Source organism: Dyadobacter sp. NIV53, from assembly GCF_019711195.1.
Lineage (GTDB): Bacteria > Bacteroidota > Bacteroidia > Cytophagales > Spirosomataceae > Dyadobacter.
The window spans coordinates 3,965,710-3,984,444 of record NZ_CP081299.1 but is presented as its reverse complement, the minus strand read 5'-3'; the positions used below and the strand labels follow the sequence as shown (position 1 = coordinate 3,984,444).

The 18,735-nt window shown below is 40.1% G+C and carries 14 protein-coding genes; 9 read left to right on the top strand and 5 right to left on the bottom strand.

Annotated elements, in window-relative coordinates:
- Positions 1-115 precede the first annotated feature (115 nt).
- The 4 genes from KZC02_RS16250 to KZC02_RS16235 form a co-directional block, all read right to left on the bottom strand.
- Positions 116-1,186, bottom strand: a complete 1,071-nt coding sequence (locus tag KZC02_RS16250) for a FecR family protein (RefSeq protein ID WP_221389676.1) — start codon at positions 1,184-1,186, stop codon at positions 116-118.
- 208 nt (positions 1,187-1,394) lie between these two features.
- Positions 1,395-1,982 carry an RNA polymerase sigma factor gene (locus KZC02_RS16245; protein ID WP_221389675.1) on the bottom strand — a complete coding sequence of 196 codons (588 nt, stop codon included), beginning with the start codon at positions 1,980-1,982 and terminating at the stop codon, positions 1,395-1,397.
- A gap of 118 nt (positions 1,983-2,100) precedes the next feature.
- On the bottom strand, positions 2,101-5,016 hold the full coding sequence (locus KZC02_RS16240) for a PVC-type heme-binding CxxCH protein (RefSeq protein ID WP_221389674.1): 2,916 nt from the start codon (positions 5,014-5,016) through the stop codon (positions 2,101-2,103).
- A 142-nt stretch (positions 5,017-5,158) separates the two neighbouring features.
- On the bottom strand, positions 5,159-5,515 hold the full coding sequence (locus KZC02_RS16235; RefSeq protein WP_221389673.1) for a YraN family protein: 357 nt from the start codon (positions 5,513-5,515) through the stop codon (positions 5,159-5,161).
- A 286-nt stretch (positions 5,516-5,801) separates the two neighbouring features.
- On the opposite strand from KZC02_RS16235, the gene lipB reads away from it, so the two are divergent.
- The 4 genes from lipB to rnr all read left to right on the top strand — a co-directional run bounded on the left by lipB (position 5,802) and on the right by rnr (position 10,283).
- Positions 5,802-6,560 carry a lipoyl(octanoyl) transferase LipB gene (gene lipB, locus KZC02_RS16230; protein WP_221389672.1) on the top strand — a complete coding sequence of 253 codons (759 nt, stop codon included), beginning with the start codon at positions 5,802-5,804 and terminating at the stop codon, positions 6,558-6,560.
- Complete coding sequence (locus KZC02_RS16225; RefSeq protein ID WP_221389671.1) at positions 6,557-6,970, top strand: hypothetical protein; 414 nt, start codon at positions 6,557-6,559, stop codon at positions 6,968-6,970. The genes lipB and KZC02_RS16225 overlap by 4 nt, the downstream gene beginning before the upstream one ends.
- Positions 6,971-6,998: 28 nt before the next feature.
- Positions 6,999-7,733, top strand: a complete 735-nt coding sequence (locus KZC02_RS16220; protein WP_221389670.1) for a 3'-5' exonuclease — start codon at positions 6,999-7,001, stop codon at positions 7,731-7,733.
- 159 nt (positions 7,734-7,892) lie between these two features.
- Entirely contained in the window at positions 7,893-10,283 is a 2,391-nt protein-coding gene (gene rnr / locus KZC02_RS16215; protein ID WP_221389669.1) for a ribonuclease R, read from the top strand.
- A 41-nt stretch (positions 10,284-10,324) separates the two neighbouring features.
- Here the strand turns inward: rnr and KZC02_RS16210 are convergent, their stop codons facing one another.
- The gene (locus KZC02_RS16210) at positions 10,325-12,163 is read right to left on the bottom strand and encodes a right-handed parallel beta-helix repeat-containing protein (RefSeq protein ID WP_229253630.1); all 1,839 of its coding nucleotides are present in this window, start codon (positions 12,161-12,163) and stop codon (positions 10,325-10,327) included.
- 110 nt (positions 12,164-12,273) lie between these two features.
- Here KZC02_RS16210 and KZC02_RS16205 point away from each other — a divergent pair, with 110 nt between their 5' ends.
- The 5 genes from KZC02_RS16205 to KZC02_RS16185 all read left to right on the top strand — a co-directional run bounded on the left by KZC02_RS16205 (position 12,274) and on the right by KZC02_RS16185 (position 18,662).
- Positions 12,274-13,167, top strand: coding sequence for a DUF1080 domain-containing protein (locus KZC02_RS16205; RefSeq protein ID WP_221389668.1), 894 nt, complete (start codon positions 12,274-12,276; stop codon positions 13,165-13,167).
- Between the two features lie 146 nt (positions 13,168-13,313).
- Positions 13,314-14,969 carry a gliding motility-associated ABC transporter substrate-binding protein GldG gene (gene gldG, locus KZC02_RS16200; RefSeq protein ID WP_221389667.1) on the top strand — a complete coding sequence of 552 codons (1,656 nt, stop codon included), beginning with the start codon at positions 13,314-13,316 and terminating at the stop codon, positions 14,967-14,969.
- A 108-nt stretch (positions 14,970-15,077) separates the two neighbouring features.
- Positions 15,078-16,202: a DNA polymerase III subunit beta gene (gene dnaN / locus KZC02_RS16195; protein ID WP_221389666.1), complete on the top strand. Its 1,125-nt coding sequence runs from the start codon at positions 15,078-15,080 to the stop codon at positions 16,200-16,202.
- Between the two features lie 211 nt (positions 16,203-16,413).
- The gene (locus KZC02_RS16190; protein ID WP_221389665.1) at positions 16,414-16,788 is read left to right on the top strand and encodes a BlaI/MecI/CopY family transcriptional regulator; all 375 of its coding nucleotides are present in this window, start codon (positions 16,414-16,416) and stop codon (positions 16,786-16,788) included.
- Between the two features lie 2 nt (positions 16,789-16,790).
- Positions 16,791-18,662 carry a M56 family metallopeptidase gene (locus KZC02_RS16185; RefSeq protein WP_221389664.1) on the top strand — a complete coding sequence of 624 codons (1,872 nt, stop codon included), beginning with the start codon at positions 16,791-16,793 and terminating at the stop codon, positions 18,660-18,662.
- The last annotated feature ends 73 nt before the right edge of the window (positions 18,663-18,735 follow it).

Sequence of the window (18,735 nt, the reverse complement as noted above, 5' to 3'; positions counted from 1 at the left end):
CTTATTTTTTGAGCATAACCCGTTCGTACAGGTACGCACACAAGTTAAAATTTGTTATTTTTTATGATCAAATTCGGTTATTTTAAGTAATTGCAATTGTTGTCAGCTTTATTAATTATTCACATCCTTCGCCGTTAATCAGTATCCGGGTTCCTTTTATTTCATACGTAACACCATTTGATTTACAGATCAGGTCCAGTTTTTCATACAGTGATAAGTCTGTTACATCGCCTGTAAAAGTGCATTTTTCGAGATGATCGCTACTCAGGACGATCTCTATACCAAATTCATTTTGAAGCTGATATATAATATTTGGTAATGATTCGTTGTTAAAAATCATTTTCGGCTCTGCAATCGCACCGGGAATGGCTACCGGTTTTTCAACAAGGCCTGTCATAAGATGCCCGCTTTCAGCAAAATAAGTGACGCGCTGATTTGGACTGAGCACCACCCCATTATCTTGTTTATGCAGGTTTCTGGCTAATGCTTTGCCGGTAAATGCATGGTTGTTTTCAAATACAGATACTTTTCCTGTTACTACCTCAACTTCCATAGCTTTACTGCCCGGATTTTTTCTGATCCAGAAGCTGGTACCTAACACTCTGGTTATCAACTTATCTGTATATACGAAAAATGGAGATTGCGGATTTTTGGTTATTTCAAAAAATGCGTCTCCTATTAGCTGTACATTTCTTTTATTGCCGGTAAATCGGTCAGGATAAATGATCCGGCTCCCCGGAGAAAGCATTACAATACTTTTATCTTCTAGTACAATCCGTTTTAATGTATCAGTATCATTCTCATCAGTAATCAATTTGCCATCTGCTGTTGCCTGGATAAATATTTGTTCAGTCGCCATGAAATGGAAAGTTCCGGTATTACTGAAAAACAATAAGTAGGTTAAAGCGATTAGAAAAACAGCTGCAATTCCGGCATAAATCGAGTAAGGTTTCCAGAAATTATTGGTTTCGGTTGCATCAGGAGCTTCCGGTTCTGCTTCATGTATTTTCTCACGGATGTTTTGTAAAAGTTTGCTTTCCAGCAATTGCTTTTCTGTATCATCTAGAGATAAATCTGATGCCGCGTTTAAGCTTTCGTACCACTTGCTGATCTGCCCTGCTTCTTCATCAGTACAATTTCCCTGACGATACTTCAAAAGCAGTAACTGAATTTCCTTATAGTCCATGAATGACAAATACTTACAGAACCGATATATATAATGACAAATTTCCTGATGGTATGTTAATAATATATAAGCCGTTCTTTTCGACGGTTGCCCTAAATCATTTTAGAAATTCAAGGAAAAATTATATAAAAAAGCTCAAAAGAACTGAATGTTCTTGGATTTGTCTTAGAAGATTCAGGTTGGTTTCTATTAGGGATGAGAAGCTGGCTTAGCTCAGAAATGCAGCAATGATCAGATAAACAGAAACCAGTGTTTCTTTAAGATACGTCCTGACAGATTTTGTTGCCTTGGTAAGATGATATTCAACCGCCTTTTCGGATAAGTCGAAATGGTGAGCAATTTTGGAAACCGACCATTGTTCAATGCGGTTCAGCTTAAATATTTCTTTTGATTTTTCAGGTAAAATATCCAGCCCTTTATCAATTGTTTCGACCAGGTCGTTGAACGCAATAGTATTTTCAGTACTGAAATCTTCAAAGTTTGAGAAAGCCTGGTAATAAGCCAGGTATTCATTTTGCGGGCCGCAAGCGCGTATGTGATCAATTACTTCATAACGTACTGCCGAAAAAAGATAATAGTCCAGATGAATAATCCGGGTTTTTTCGCGGTCTTTCCAAAGTTTTGTAAAAATGTCCTGAATCATCTCTTCTGCAACCTCCCGGTTTTGCAATTTCCGGTTAGCCACCAGAAACATCCGGTACCAGTATTCCTTGTAAATAGCAGTAAACGCGTCTTCATCCCCACTACGTAATGCTTCTATCAGTTTTTGCTCAGATAACCGCTTACTCTCCAACATTTGTAATCCTTAATAAAAAGTGTCAAATATACATTTATCAAAATTATATTATTTGTTACGAAAATTCTATTCTGATATTGTTATTTAATACATTTTTAACTGCGTGAGCTGCCATTCGCTATTTAATGCTTAAAAGATATCCAGTCAGATCAGCCAGATCCTGTTCGTCCAGTCCCAGTGCAGTAGGTTCAGGCATTAACGACAAAGGCATTTTTTCCCTGCTTTTGATCTGCTCTGATTTGATTATGTGACGTTGCCCGGAAGCATCTTTCAAAACAACACTTGGACCATCACTCAGGAGAAAGCCAAAATAGATTTCATTTTTTTTAGTAACGATCGTATAACTTTCATAACCAAAAACCATATTTGCCGAAGGATTAATAATTGCATCCAGAAGCGCTGCTTTGTCAAATTTTTTATGGATTTCAGTAAGATCCGGCCCGATGTCTGCACCGTTTTCACCGTGTTTATGGCATGCAGCACAATTGGATGCAAACAGCTTTTCTCCTTGTTTTGGATTTCCGCTCATTCTGGAAATAAAATCCGTTTTCAAAACTTTGCCATTTCTTGGAAAAAACTGGCTGGCAATAACCCTAACATTCTGATCCGGATTTTTGAAGATAATGTCACTTACTGATTTGGCAATGGTGTCCGGCAATTGTCCCTGAACGCGCATATCAACCAATATATCGCCCCCGTTTTTGTCGATGGCCATTTTTTTCGCCACTTCAATCCGCTCAGATAATGGTTTTCCTGAGTTAGAAATTATTTTTTTCATTTCCAGCATTTGCCTGTAAGCCGGAGTCATAACCTCAGCTGCTGTTTCTTCCCAGTTTAAAAGATCTGCCCAATCATTGGTCTTTCTGAAATTCAGCCACCACGAGGCTCCCGACGCAACATCCGGTAAGTCAGATTTGGATAAAGCTATCATAGCTTCGGCAGCATTTTTATATTTTATAAAACCAATTGCAGTGAGCGCTTTACGCCGTTCAGCTTCTGTTACTTTTGATGAGCCGGCTCGGACTTGCAGATCGCCAATTGCTTCTTTGGGATGTAGCCGCCAGATTATATTAGCAAGTTTTACAGACCAGTTCTCTGGATTTTCTTTATCCATTTCGCGAATGTATTTATATACCTGACTTTCTTTTCCGTCCGAAGCAGTTCCGATTGCTTCCAGCATCCACGGATCTTTGCCATCATATCCTTTTATAAGCTGGAAAATACTGTTTTTGGAATCCTCATACGAGATGTCCCTCAATGCAATACCAACTTCACGACGAACTGCCGGATCAGAATCCCGTGACATTTGCTCAAAATATTTATTTGCCCCATTCACTGCCTTCAAAGCCCGAAAGGAAGTGAGCCGAAACGCCGCGTCAGGCGATTCCAATAACTTCTCGACTTCTGTTTTACCTTTTTCTCCCAATTGGGCCAATAACCAGATTGCCCTCGCCCGATAATAAGGGTTGTCGGCAGTAAGTAATTTTTTTACATCCTCAACCGGCTTGTCTCCCTGCTTTTTCAATCCCTCAAAACCGAGCACGCGTACATTTACCGCCGGATTTTTCAGGGCTTCTATTAAACCGCTAGTTGTGTTCAGGTCCATTTTTGGCACAGTCAGTTTTTTCCCTTTTGGAGTAATTCTGTAAATTCTTCCATAACCATTTTTATCCTTCATCGCATGCCCGCCTACAACCGGATCGTACCAGTCGGCAATGTATAATGCACCATCCGGCCCCACGGAAATATCTGACGGACGAAACCATTTTCTCGTATCATTATCCGTTTCATACCATTCGTAACGTTCAGAAGCTTGTGGAAATGAACTGATTAAATCTTTACGTTTCAAATTAAATCCTGCCCCGTACTTTTCAGGCTGGTAGGCAAAAATTACGTTCCTTCCTGCTTCACAGCTCAACAGCATTCCTCTGTATTGCTGCCCCAAAGCATCGCCTTCATAAAAGACAATTCCTGTTGGCGAACCTGCACCGGTGTTATCTCCGGCAGGCATTACACCAGGATCTTCCTGATGCCAGTGAGTAGTGAACATATCCTGTCCCGGCCGGCGGTCTGCCTGCCAGAAACGGGTACCGTCAGCTGAAAAATAACCTGCATTCCCGTTTTCCTGTAAAAATGAAACCCGGCACGTAATAACCTGATCGTCATTATCATTTTGCCACATATTACCATAACTATCCAGACAAACCTCATAGCTGTTCCTGAAATTATGTCCCAAAACTTTTAATCCGGTTCCGTCAGGATTTATGCGTAATGCAAGCCCTCCTACCCAAATACGCCCGTCGTCCGACTTCTGATTGCCATGATTTTCTTTATTATAAGGAGTTCCGCCAGTATACAAACTTCCGCTGTGAAGCGTCCAGCCGCTTTTATCGGTAACATGGTGCGGGCCAGCATTTCCTGTATTGAAATAATACCTTCCGTCGGGCCCGGCTACGAGCGAATGCAGGGAATGATCGTGATCGAAACCGCCAAAACCGGTTAAAAATATTTCCCTTTTGTCGGGTTTGTCATCATTGTTTGTATCTGTGTAAATAATCAGACTTGGCGCGCAAGAAACAATGACTTTATTCCCAATAACTGCAATACCCAATGGTGAAGTCAGCAAGGTATCTTCTGTAAATACTTTCGAAGACTCCGCTTTTCCATCTCCATTTTTATCTTCCAGGATCATTATGCGGTCGCCTTTCTGTTTATGACTAAGGCGTTCATCGGGCTTCGTATTGAAATCACGATAATTTACAGCTTCTGTGATCCATACTCTTCCCTTTGCGTCTATATCCATATTGGTTGGATTGTAAAATAACGGAGCCTCTGCCCAAAGCGTAGCTTCGAGGTCGTCAGGAAGATAAAGGCGGGAAGTATCCTGAAATGAGAGAATACTGGATTTAACAGGCGGAACCCAACTTATAACTGATTGCCTTGTTTCCGGGAAAAGCAACAGTACGGCAGTCAGCGCGAAAAATGCAAATTTTGAAAGATAGAAAAATACAGCCGAATTGGTAATTGGAAGCATTTCAGTGGATTTAATATTTAAAAAAATTCCATGATTAGTAAAGCATGAAATTCTGACAAATACTTTTTTTACCACCGACTTTAATTATTTGGTAACGATGAAGTTACGAAGCAATTTCTATTATAGTTTAAGAGTGAAGTTCCTAACAAAATGCATCTTCAATGTGCCTGATGTTCAGCTCGCCGTTTGGGAGTATCAAAATAGATACAATATCAAACCGGATATCGAAGTGCCAGTCTTTATCAAAAATATAATGCTCGGCCGCTTTCATGATCAGCCTTGCTTTGGTATAATTCACAAATTCTTCGGGCATTCCAAACCCGGTTCCGCTTCGGGTTTTTACTTCTACGAAAATCAGCATCTTATTTTTTGTAACAATCAGATCGATTTCCATGTGTTTATGACGGTAGTTTTTCTCTATAATTTCAAAACCGTTTTCTGATAAAAAAGCTGCTGCTTTTTCCTCTCCCCAATTACCTGTATCGTTGTGTGCGGCCATTTGTAAATAGTGTTAAGATATGAGAGGAGTTAATTTAGATCTATGTGTATTTCAATATTTAAAATGCACCCTATTAATGAATGATTAATCCATAACGAACATTTTTAATACCAATCCGTGTTATTATTAAAAGAAAAAATGAAATCCTTTTTCTGTTTTGATAATTTAGTAAATTCAAAACCCTGGCCTTCTCAATTATACAATCATTAGACTCAGGCAACTTTGAAAAGTTTCAGAATGAGCTGCGTTAAATTTTAATTACCCGTTCGCAATCAATAATTTGTACATGAATACCCTCATCAACAAAAAAGTAAACTTTCAGGATTTAGGACTGATTGATTATCAGGAAGCCTGGGATTATCAGGAAAAGGTTTTTGCAGAAACGATTGCGGTTAAAACACAGAATAGAAATTTACCGGCCAGTGAACAAATTCCAACGCCTAATCATCTGCTTTTTTGCCAGCACCCGCATGTATATACCTTAGGAAAGAGCGGCAAACAGGATCACCTGCTTTTAGATGATGATGATCTGATTAAAAAAGAAGCCAAATATTATAAGATCAATCGTGGTGGTGATATTACGTACCACGGCCCGGGACAGCTGGTAGGTTACCCGATTCTGGATCTGGATAATTTTTTTACGGATATTCATCGTTATATGCGTATGTTGGAGGAAGCAATTATCCTGACTATCGCAGATTATGGACTGGACGGAGGTAGAATAAGCGGACTGACCGGTGTTTGGCTGGATCATCTGGAACAAAAAAATCCCAGAAAAATATGTGCTCTGGGTGTAAAATCAAGCAGGTGGGTTACTATGCACGGATTTGCGCTGAATGTAAATACGGATCTGGCTTATTTCGGAAATATTGTGCCCTGCGGTATCCAGGATAAAGCAGTGACTTCCATGTCCGCTGAAACCGGGTACGATATTGATATGAAAGAAGTGTCGGATAAACTGAAAAATTACTTGGCCGGATTATTTGAAATGGAAATATTACCGTCATCCATGGAACGGCAGGAACAAAATGAAATATTAAAATGAAAAAAGATATTCTATTTCACCCGGTGCAGGGCGTGCAGGTTGCGGTAGTACGAAGCATCAACGAAGAAAAAGCAGCCGAATGGAACGTGGTGGTGATCAATCGTAATGATCAGCCGATCACCAATATTTTTGTTACTTCAAAAGGTTATGGCAATACAGAATCAGGATTGAACGCCGGACAGAAAACTTCAACGTTACGTCATTTTTTTAAGGAAATCGAACCTGAAAAACATGTTATTGTTGAGCCTATCATGCCTGACGTTTTTCACTTGAACAATGAATTCTGGATCAGTTATTTCCTTGGAAATCAGATTTATGATAAGAAATTCATCTTTGTGCCGGATAGTATTGTAGAAGATAATGTGATTGAAATAGCACCATTAGGGCTTGAAGGAGTCTTGCATGAGTAAATCAGATACAGAATAGAATTACACACATATGACAGATGAATTCCGTAAACGGGCCAAAAATTTCCTGCTGCTGGATATTGAAACAGTAGCTGCCCATGCTTCCTATGCCATGCTGCCGGAAAGAATGCAAAAGCTTTGGGACAAAAAAGCAACGAGCCTCAGAAAAGGAGATGAAACTACTTCCAATGCTGATTACTTTTATGACAGAAGTGCCATTTATTCTGAATTCGGTAAAGTAATTTGTATTGCTTTTGGTGGATTCTACTGGAATGAAAATGATGAAATGTGTTTTAAAGTCCGTAGCTTTTCGGGTCATGATGAAGTAAAACTGCTCATGGAATTTAAGGCGCTGATTGAAAAATATCCTGCCGACCAACTGGTCCTTTGTGCCCATAATGGCAAAGAATTCGATTTCCCTTATATATGCCGGCGAATGCTGATCCATGGAATTCAGATCCCAAAAGCATTGCAGATTTCGGGAAAGAAACCGTGGGAAATTTTGCACCAGGATACAATGGAACTCTGGAAATTCGGCGATTATAAAAATTACACTTCGCTGGATCTTCTGGCTGCCATTTTTGATATTCCGGGCAGTAAAAACGAAATGAGCGGCGACCAGGTTACGAGGGTTTATTATGAAGAGAAAGACCTTGAAAAAATTTGCCGATATTGCAGAGAAGACGTCGTCGTACTGGCGCAGGTTTATTTAAGACAAAATGGTTTTAATACCGTACATGAAGATAATATTGTGAGGGTAGATTAAAAAGCAATCGGCTGTCGGAAATCGGCAATCAAGTTCTCTGGACATATCATCACTAAAATTCCAATCAGAATATGATCATTTCTGGTTTTAAATAAGACTTGATCAAAAATATAAATTAATTGCGCTGACAGCCGAAAGCTGACAGCCGAAAGCCAATTCATGAAACCAAGAAAAGAATCAATTGAACAAAAAGAGGTCAAATCACCTCATCATATTGTTTCCTACATAGATAATCTGAAAGCAGATGTTGCTGCTTTTTTCGATTTGAACAGCGAACATTCCTTCCGCCCATTTGATGTACATGATCACTTTGGCGTACAGGATAAAAAAGTCCGCACACTATTTAATGAAATTTTAAATGAACTGGAAGAAGCCGGAAGGCTGGTTTTCCACAATAACGGCACCTATTCTGCTGCCGCTTTAAAACAAGAAAAAACAGGGCTTATTGGCCGCGTAGACAGGGTCAACAAATCATTTGCATTCGTGATTATCGAAGGCCGTGAGGATGATATTTATGTAGAGGCAGAAATGCTGAACGGAGCCTGGGATGGTGATATTGTTAAGATTCAGCCATTGACTAAAAATTCCCGCGGAGGCCGGTCTGGCAGAAGCGGTGATTCAGGAAAAAGCAGGACTGAGGGCCGTGTTGCAGAAATTATAACAAGAGCCGGAAAAGATATTGTCGGGGTAATAGAAATAAACCGTGGTTATGCAGTAGTACAGCCGGATAATAAGAAGCTCTTTGACCCGATTTTTATTGAAGCAGAAGAGACAAAAGAAGCTGAAAACGGTGATAAGGTTATTGTAAAAGTAACCGAATGGCCAACACGCAGAAGTCAGGCGACAGGAGAAATTACAGAGGTGCTGGGTAAAGCCGGTACTAATGATGTGGAAATGCACGCAATTCTGGCTGAGTTTGGTTTGCCGTATCATTTTCCGGAAGAGGTTGAGGCCGAGGCGCAAAAAATTCCAAACAAAATAGCTAAAAAAGAAACTGCGAAACGCCGTGATATCAGGGATATTTTAACGTTTACGATTGACCCGGTTGACGCGAAAGATTTTGATGATGCTTTGTCTTTAAGAAATCTGGAAGATGGAAATGTTGAAATAGGCGTTCACATTGCAGATGTTTCACATTACGTTTTGCTAGGAACAGAGCTCGATAAAGAAGCTTATCGCCGTGCTACTTCGGTATATCTGGTAGACAGAACGGTACCTATGCTTCCTGAAAAATTATCTAACAATCTTTGCTCGTTACGTCCAAATGAAGATCGGCTGGCATTTTCGGCAATTTTTGAAATAAGCCCGAAAGGTAAATTACTGAAAGAATGGTTTGGCCGCACTGTTATCCATTCCGACCGCAGGTTTTCTTACGAAGAAGCACAGCAGGTTCTCGATTCAGGAGAAGGCGATCATGCTGAGGAACTGAAAACGATGAACAGTCTGGCTAAAATTTTCAGAAAAGAACGCTTTAAAAACGGTGCAATTAATTTCGATACGCCTGAAGTACGTTTTCGGCTGGATGAAAACGGAAAGCCACTAGGGATTTATCAGAAAGAACGTCACGATTCTAATAAGCTGATTGAAGAATTCATGCTTTTGGCAAATAAAAGAGTAGCCGAATATGTCTATTCTCTTTCCAAAGGTGAAGTGAAAAATACGATGGTTTATCGTATTCACGAGGCGCCCGATCCGGACCGCTTACAAACGTTCGCGACTTTCGTTGCAAAATTAGGCCACAAACTGAATGTGGATAATGAGAACGAAATTGCAAAGTCTATGAATAACATGCTGGCGGAAGTAGAAGGAAAACCGGAACAGAACCTGATCGAATCTCTGGCTGTCCGCACCATGGCAAAAGCCCGTTACAGCGTGGATGATCTCGGACATTTCGGCCTGGCATTTGAGCGTTATTCACATTTCACCTCACCAATCCGCCGTTATCCTGATGTGATGGCACACCGGTTGCTTCAGCATTATCTGGATGGTGGCAATTCGGTAGATAAAGGTTCATACGAAGAAAAATCAAAACACTCTTCGGAACGTGAGCGTCTTGCGGCTGAGGCCGAAAGAGCTTCTATCAAGTACAAACAAGTGGAGTTCATGAGTATGATGGACAAAGACACAGTATTCGATGGTATCATTACCGGCGTTACAGAATTCGGGATATTTGTTGAAATTACTGAAACTGCTTCCGAAGGCCTGATCAGAATGACCGACCTTGGTGATGATTATTACGAACTTGAAAAAGAGAATTATCGTATTATCGGGCAGCGTACCAGAAAAATTTACACGTTTGGAGATGCGATAAAAGTACAGGTAAAAGATACCAATCTGGCAAGAAGAAGTATGGATCTCTATCTGGCAGGAAATATAACAGGATCTGCTCCGCGTTCCGGAAATGACAGAGGTTCCAGATCAGGCAGCAGAAAACCAAAAGAAACGAGCAGTAGTTCATCATCCAAAAATGGTGCATCCAAAAGCCGTACCTATTCAAGAAGCTCTTCATCGTCGGGCTCGGAAACGAAACCAAAGAGAAGAAGACGCTAGAAAAAAATCGCTGGTTTAAAGCAAACTGACCATAGATATCTTTATTCTATGGTCAGTTTTTCTTTTCCTGACAATTTTAAATTGCTTTTTGGCATATTATCCAGCTTTATATTTTTCCCTAAAACTTCTCCTTCCATTTTTGTCCCGCTTATTTGAACGTTGGAACAAGCATTGAAATAAAACATTTTTTTATTTTCCGACTGAGCAGTTAATTCATGGGTCCGGATAATTGTATTATTGCTAAAATTCAGTCCCTGCGTACTTTTTGCATACAAAACCGGGTAATCAAAAGTCCTGAAAATATTATTTTCAATGCTGATATTAAAGTGGACCGGCTTTTTAATATCTGCCAGTTTGTTAGAAGGATTAATGGCTATTACCGCATTTCCGGGCCCGCCCTGATATGCACAGTCAATAAATTCATTATTTCGGATCGTCACATTACGTACCGGCCCGGATTCAAACCAACCTTCTGCATCCGCTTCGATCAGGATTGCACTCATGCCCGTTCTGAAAAAAGTATTATTCTCAACCACGGCTTTCCTGGGTGTTGTCAGTAATATACCACGCGTGTTTGTTCTCGTAAAATAATTTCCTTTAATAAGCACTTCCGGTGTCCGGGTCATGTTTTCAACACAATCATTAGTTACTAATCCTTCTGGTACCGCATTTTCAAAAGTTACTACAACCTCCCGGTCACTGAGTTTTTCAACAGATTTCACCCTTCCGTTTGCAAACCGCTGCATGGATTCAGAATGAACAAAAGCAACTGAATCGCCTGAAAAAAATGCATTGAAACCGTAACTCTGTCCGTGCATAAACCTTAGCTTCAATTTATTATTCTCTAATTTTTGTGTATAACGAAGGTTCGTTCCATGAATATTAATCGGATCGTCATGCGCTCCCGAAAACGTGCAATCAAGTACAGTAACTTTTCCACTGCATCCTGAAAAATGCATAAAATCGGCCGAGGATGCAATAATTCGTTTGGTTTCCGGCCGTGGTGCACAGGTGATGCGCCGCATTGTTATGTTCTCAGTATACTGGCTTACAATTCCCAATCCATGCATATAATGCATACCCACGTCTTCAAGTGTAATATTTTTACTTTCAAGGATCAGCATTCCAACCTGGTCACGGATAATGTCACGAACGGTCAGAATGTTGCCGGATTTTGGTTTAGAATTTTCAGGAGTTTCAAACCGGACCAAATTAGGCCGGATTTCTGTGGCTTTGCTTTTGTCAAAGACCTTCCAATCGCTGTAACGCATTGTTTTCAACGTTGTATCAAACTCTACGCCATGAAAATGCGTTGTTTTCCAGCCTTCTCCGTGCCAGATCAATTGGTTATTTGTGATATCGTATTTTGCATCAGGATGGATTTCCAGCTCTACACTTTTGTTTGCTACATTAGTGTAACGCATTTCAGACATAGTAGGCCGTTCAAAATCAACGTGTATATTTTTCAAAACCACATTTTCACATTGATCCAATACGATCGTTGTCATTTTGCCATGAAAAATAAATAGCGAGCCGTTGCCGTCGATAGTCAGGTTTTTGACATTTTTGAACAGCATGCCAATCGTTTTTATTTTAGAAGAATCTTCCTCTTCCGTAGAAGTATTAGATACAAAATATTTGGCTCTGATGGCACCATCCGGCCAGAAATCGTAACGTCCTTTTGGAAATATCAGTGTTGATTTATTATTATTTTGAACAAATTCAATTGCCTTTTGAATGGATGGAGTAACATTTTCATATGTATCCGGCCTGATGTTGAATTCTGCAACAGACACAGACTGGCCATCAACGGATTGTAAAGTGAAAAAATAAATGGTCATCAGACTTAGCAGTCCGGGTAATGTGATTCGAAAAAGCATAGGATCGAAAATAAAGCTTCAATTAGAATTGAAGGGGTTGAGGCTTTAAATATACTTGAACACAAATGTTATTTGTACATTTAAAAATTAACTGATCCTAATCCCATTCTATGAAACGCTTTCTTCAATACTTCTTCCTTTTCTGTTTTCTTTCCAATATAGTTTTTGCTCAAAAACCTGCTGACAAAGAAGAATGGCAATCTTTGTTTAATGGTAAAGATCTGACGGGATGGGATATAAAAATTGCCGGTCATAAGGTAAATGACAATTATAAAAACACCTTCATTGTTGAAGATGATATGATCAGGGTTAATTATAAGGAATACGACAAATTCACGACTGAATATGGCCATATGTATTACAACAAGCCATTTTCACATTATAAAATTAAACTGCAGTATCGTTTTACAGGCACCCAGGTTCCTGGTGGTGCATCGTGGAATGTGCGTAACAGCGGTATTATGCTTCATTCGCAGTCAGCAGCAAGCCTAGGCCTGGATCAGGATTTCCCTATTTCGCTCGAAATGCAATATCTGGGTGGCCTCGATGCCGGGGAAAGGACAACCGGAAACCTTTGTACGCCGGGTACCATTGTTGATATTAATGGAAAAACGACTGAGGAACACTGCATCAATTCAAGCTCCAAAACATATAACGGCGATCAATGGGTTACTGCTGAGGCGATTGTATTAGGTGATTCTATTGTATATCATTTGATTGGAGGCGACACAGTGCTGGTATTTACCAACCCAAAAATCGGTGGCGGTTATGTTGGGAAAGACCATAACTTTAAAGATGGAAAAGTTGCCAGCGAAGAAGAATGGATCAAAAAAAGCGGAACACCACTGAGCAGCGGTTACATTGCCCTGCAGGCAGAAAGTCACCCAATCGACTTTAAAAATATAGAATTGCTGAACCTGAAAGGATGTATGGACCCGAAAGCCGCCAACTACAAATCATATTACCAATCTTCTGACCCAAAATCGTGTAAATATAAAAAGTAATTACTTTGGCTTTCGGCAATCGGCTGTCAACTCCATTTAATATGAAATATTAATATCTTGTTCCAATTGGCCTGCCGAAAGCCGGTAGCCGGCTGCCGAAAGCTTTATTTTTTATATTTTTGTGGAAAAACGGGCGTTCTTCCTTCATGAAAATAAATATTATCCGCTTTATAGCGCTTGTGGCCATTCTGGCAGGAGTTAACTGGCTGGCTTCACTGGTTTTTTTCAGGCTCGATCTCACAGAAGACAAACGCTACACGATTTCTGATGCGACTAAGGAGCTTCTGGAAAATCTGGATAAAAATGTGCATGTAAACGTGTATCTGTCAGGAAGCTTCCCGCCTGGTTTTGAGCGTCTGGAAAGTGCCACGCACGAAATGCTGGATGAATTTAAGAGTTATTCCAATGGACATCTTTCATTCCGCTTTTCTGATCCGTCGCAGGCCACAAATGAAGAGCAGCGAAAAAAACAATATCAGAATCTGGTCGACCGCGGACTGACGCCTACTAATTTACATGCGACTGATGCAGATGGAAAACGGACTGAAAAAATCATTTTTCCAGGAGCCATTATTCAGGCTGATACACTTTCTATTCCCGTGCAGCTTCTGAAAGGAAATAAAAGCAGTACGCCGGACGAACAATTGAACCAGTCCATTGAAGGTATCGAGTTTGAGTTATCATCTGCCATACGTTTACTGGCAAATCCCGAACGTAAAAAAGTAGGTTTGATCGTAAGCCATACCAAAATTGCCCCGGCCCGGTTGAGTGATCTCATTGCAACCATACAGCAGAATTATGACGTTTTTCTGGATATGAATAACCCTTCTTCCTATGAAGGACTGGATGCAGTGCTTGTATTAAAACCCGACAGCGCATTTTCAGAAGATGAAAAATATAAATTCGATCAGTATGTGGTGTCAGGAGGAAGGGCCATTTTCTTTGTTGATGGTGCCAAAGTAGATAGTGTAAATCTGGAAGGAACTTATGCCCAGCCACTTGATTTAAATCTGGGTGATTTATTTTTTCGCTGGGGTGCACGGGTTAATACCAATTTGATAAAGGATATGAACTGTGCCCAAATCCTGCTGAATGTTGGCACTATGGGAGACAAACCGGAAATAAAACCAATGCCCTGGCGCTTTTTTCCGTTGTTAAACCACTTTGGTGATCATGCCGTTACAAGAAATATTGATGCCGTTTACACACGTTTCCTGAGTTCGCTGGATACGGTGGGTGGTACAGCTGGAGTGCAGAAAACAGCACTTTTAATGACTTCTCCTTATACTCAGATACTTAATACACCCGCTTTGGTAGGCTATAATGAAGCACGCAGGCAACCCAATGCAGCAGAATATAATGGTGGTGAAAAACTGGCGGCAGTTTTGCTTGAAGGTTCTTTTACTTCTCTTTTTCAGAACCGGATCCTGCCTAATGACCCACGTCATGCTACTTTTAAAGCAGAAGGCAAACAGGGAAAAGTCATTATTTGTGCTGATGGCGACGTTATTGTCAATGATGTTGACTATAAAAGAAGTGCTCCTCTTCCATTGGGTTACGACCGGGTTACGAATCAAACTTATGGCAATAAAGATTTTGTCATGCTTGCGTTGGATTTCATGACGGATGCAAATGGCCTGATCACTGCAAGAAATAAGGAAGTAAGCATTCGTGCATTGGACCAGATACAGATTCAGGAGAATAAAAAATTCTGGCAGGGTCTTAATTTACTGCTCCCTTTGATAATTATTGCTCTTTTTGGCAGTATACGCTATTATTTGAGGCTTCGAAAATTTGCATGAGCGTGGCGGAGTACGTATTTTTTGTTACTTTTGTTCCCCGCAGATAAGATATTCTGCAATACATCATACTTTTTAATACAATAATCTCTAAACACTTACATCAATATTATGAAGTTTGTCGTTTCGTCATCCGTTTTACTCAAGCAGCTATCAGCTATCAATGGTGTCGTTTCTACGAACCCGATTGTACCTATACTCGAGAATTTTTTACTTGCACTGGAAGGCAATTTCCTAACTGTTACTGCATCTGACCTTCAAACGGTTATGATCACAGAAATAGAAGTGGAATCTTCTGAAAAAGGTGCCATAGCCATTCCGGCAAAACTGTTACTGGATACGCTTCGCGGACTGCCTGAACAGCCTATTACGTTACAGGTTAATTCTGAAACTTTTGGTACAGAAATTATTTCGGACAATGGCCGTTACAAGCTTTCCGGAGAAAATCCGATTGACTTTCCAAAAACACCAGTAGTGAATCGTGGACAATCTGTTAATTTATCTTCGTCGGCATTGGGTGCTGCTATTGCCAATACACTTTTTGCAACAAGCACAGATGATCTCAGACCGGCAATGACGGGGGTTTTTGTTCAAATGGGAACTGAAAATGCCACATTTGTTGCCACAGACGGCCATCGTTTGGTACGTTATCGCCGTACAGATATTAAGTCGGATGTTGATACTTCAATGATCGTTCAGCGTAAAGCACTCAATTTATTAAAATCTTGTTTGCCATCTGATGATGTTCCTGTTAAAGCTGAATTCACCGCTTCCAATGCATTCTTTAGTTTTGGAAATATCAAAATGATCTGCCGTTTGATAGATGAACGTTTTCCGGATTATGAAAATGCAATTCCGACTAATAACCAGAATACACTGACTATTAACCGGATGGAGATTTTAAGTTCTCTGCGCCGGATTTCTATTTATTCTAACCGTACTACGCATCAGGTTCGTTTAAAAATGTCTTTGAATGATCTTGTTATTTCAGCAGAAGATCTGGACTACTCCAATGAAGCCAACGAACGTCTGATGTGCGAGTATAATGGTGATGATATGGAAATTGGTTTTAATGCTAAATTCCTGATCGAAGTACTGGGAAATATTACTAGCAAAACTATTACTTTCGAACTTTCAGCTCCTAACCGTGCCGGGCTTATTATTCCGGTTGACCAGGAGGCAAATGAAGATATACTTATGCTGGTAATGCCTGTCATGTTAAACACTTATGTATAGACGTTAAGGCAATTATAACAAATATAAGCTGAGCAATAATGCCGCTGAAAATAATTTTCAGCGGCATTATTGGTTTTAAAGTGCTTTGAATCAATTAATTAAAATAAATATTCCCTCAAACTACGAAAATAATCGTACTTAAATTTGTTTATACGAATCTTTTCGTAGACATTTGGTACGAAGATTATCGTATTAGCCAAATTTATCTATTATGCATTTAAAACCAACTGATTCCGAACTTGAAATTTTAAATTATTTGTGGGAAGCCGGGCCAAGTACAGTTCGCGCTGTGCACGATTACCTGGCAGCAACGAAAGATGTTGGTTATACCACAACACTGAAATTGATGCAGATCATGCATGACAAAGGTTTGTTGTATCGTACAGAGCAAGGACGTTCTCATATTTACGTTGCACTTCTGGGGAAAGAAGAAACACAGCAAAATTTGTTAGGCAGGCTCGTCCAAACTGCATTTCAGGGCTCAGCTGCTCAGGTAGTTATGCAGGCATTAGGCAACCACACTACTTCCAAAGAAGAATTAGATGAAATACGCGAATTATTAAATAACCTGGAAAATAATCGTTAGCCATGAAAATTATACTTGAATCTATTCCTGAATCAGTTGTTTCAGCACTAGGCTGGACTTTGGTACATTCTGTCTGGCAGGGAACTCTGCTAGCTATTGCTGCATTCGCCGGTTTTGCAATCATGAGCAAAAAATCAGCTTTCCTCCGCTACAATTTTGGGATTGTCTTATTATGCCTTCAAATGGTTTCTTCTCTTGTTACATTTTTTTATTACCAGCTTACCGCAGAGGTAAGGAATATATCCGTAACCCATTTAAATACTTTAAATGTACCCGTCCGGAACATTCCTTTGAACTGGCAAAAGATTGATTACAATTTGTCAATGACTACTAAAATGCAGATATGGCTTAATATGCATATTTATGAGCTTGTAATCTGCTGGCTGATCGGTGCCGCACTTTTAATGATTCGCTTTGCGGGTGGATGGATTTATACCGAAAGATTACGTTCAACCGCACGAATTGTAATGGATAAAGAATGGCGGGTTCGCTTTGGTGTACTAACAGCAAAGCTGAATATTTCGCAATCAGTTGAATTCAGGGAAACAGCCAGAATCTTGACCCCAATGGTAATCGGTGCATTCAGGCCTGTTGTTTTAATTCCTTTTGGACTACTGACTGGTTTTCCCGTTTCACAGATTGAAGCAATCCTGGCTCACGAGCTGGCTCACATCCGTCGCAACGATTATTTAGTCAATATGTTGCAATCCCTCATTGAAGTTGTATTTTTCTTTCATCCTGCATTATGGTGGATTTCTGAGAAAATTCGTACCGAGCGCGAACATTGCTGTGATGACATTGCTCTTTCAATCTGCAAAGACAAAATGTCTCTGGCAAAAGCATTGGTAAAAGTAGCTGAATGGCAATCCGCTCCTCATTTAGCCATGGCATTTGCTTCAAAAAAACCATTATTGCTGCAAAGGATAAGCCGTGTACTGGGTATTGATCCGAAGCCTAAACGGATCCTGATAAACTGGCCGGTTACGATTATTTTTTTTACCCTTATGGTTGGATTCTCTATGTATGCCATTGGTCAGAAAAAGGACATTTTAAAAGAGAAAAAAGCAAATAAACGTATTGAAAAGAATTTTGAATCAGTTCCGGAAATTGTTGAAGCAGACATTTCTATTGATGAAAATGTAACTATTCAGCCAATCATTGAAGATGTCCCGGAACCTGTTATAAATATTGGTGACATATCTGAAAGGTTTGCAAATGACACTCTGGAAGATAAAAAAATGCAGGAATTTCAACAGAAAATGGACGCTCTTCAACAGGAGATGGAACCGTTGCAACGCCGGATGGAAGAATTGAACCTGGAAATGGAAAAGGAAAATTTCGGAATGGAGCGTTATGAAAGGGATCTGGAAAAAATTGAATGGAAGAAGAACAAACTGATGGAATCCCGTCAGCAATTGATGGAAAAGCGATCTGCGTTATTTGATTCTGAGCCTAAAAAAGGCCAGCCAAAACTTTCTGAAAGTGAGATAGAAAAACAGGTTGACGAATTTGAACAGCAGATAAAAGCCCAGGAACAACAAATTACTGAATTCAATTCTCAGATTGCTTCTTTACGTAAAGAAGCCGAAACCTACAAAACAAAGGGGCCGTATAAAAATATTGAGAAGGAAATTGAGGATATTAATAAAAAAATGGATGAAATAGGAGCAAAAATGGGACTTGCAAGTTTTGGCATTATAGATTATAACCATGCCTCACCGGCACCGCCTCGTCCTCCAAAGGCACCAAAAGCTCCCAAGGCTCCAAAAATGAAAGCAAAAACAGCATCTGTATCACCTCCGCCACCACCTGCAGCACCACGTTCAATTCCGGCTACGCCAGCAGCACCGCCTGCACCACCGGTTCGGAAGTGAGAAAGATCAGGAGTGCATGAGTAAAAGTTCAAAGTAAGAAGTCCAGGAAATAAACTGTAAGCTTTTTACTTTG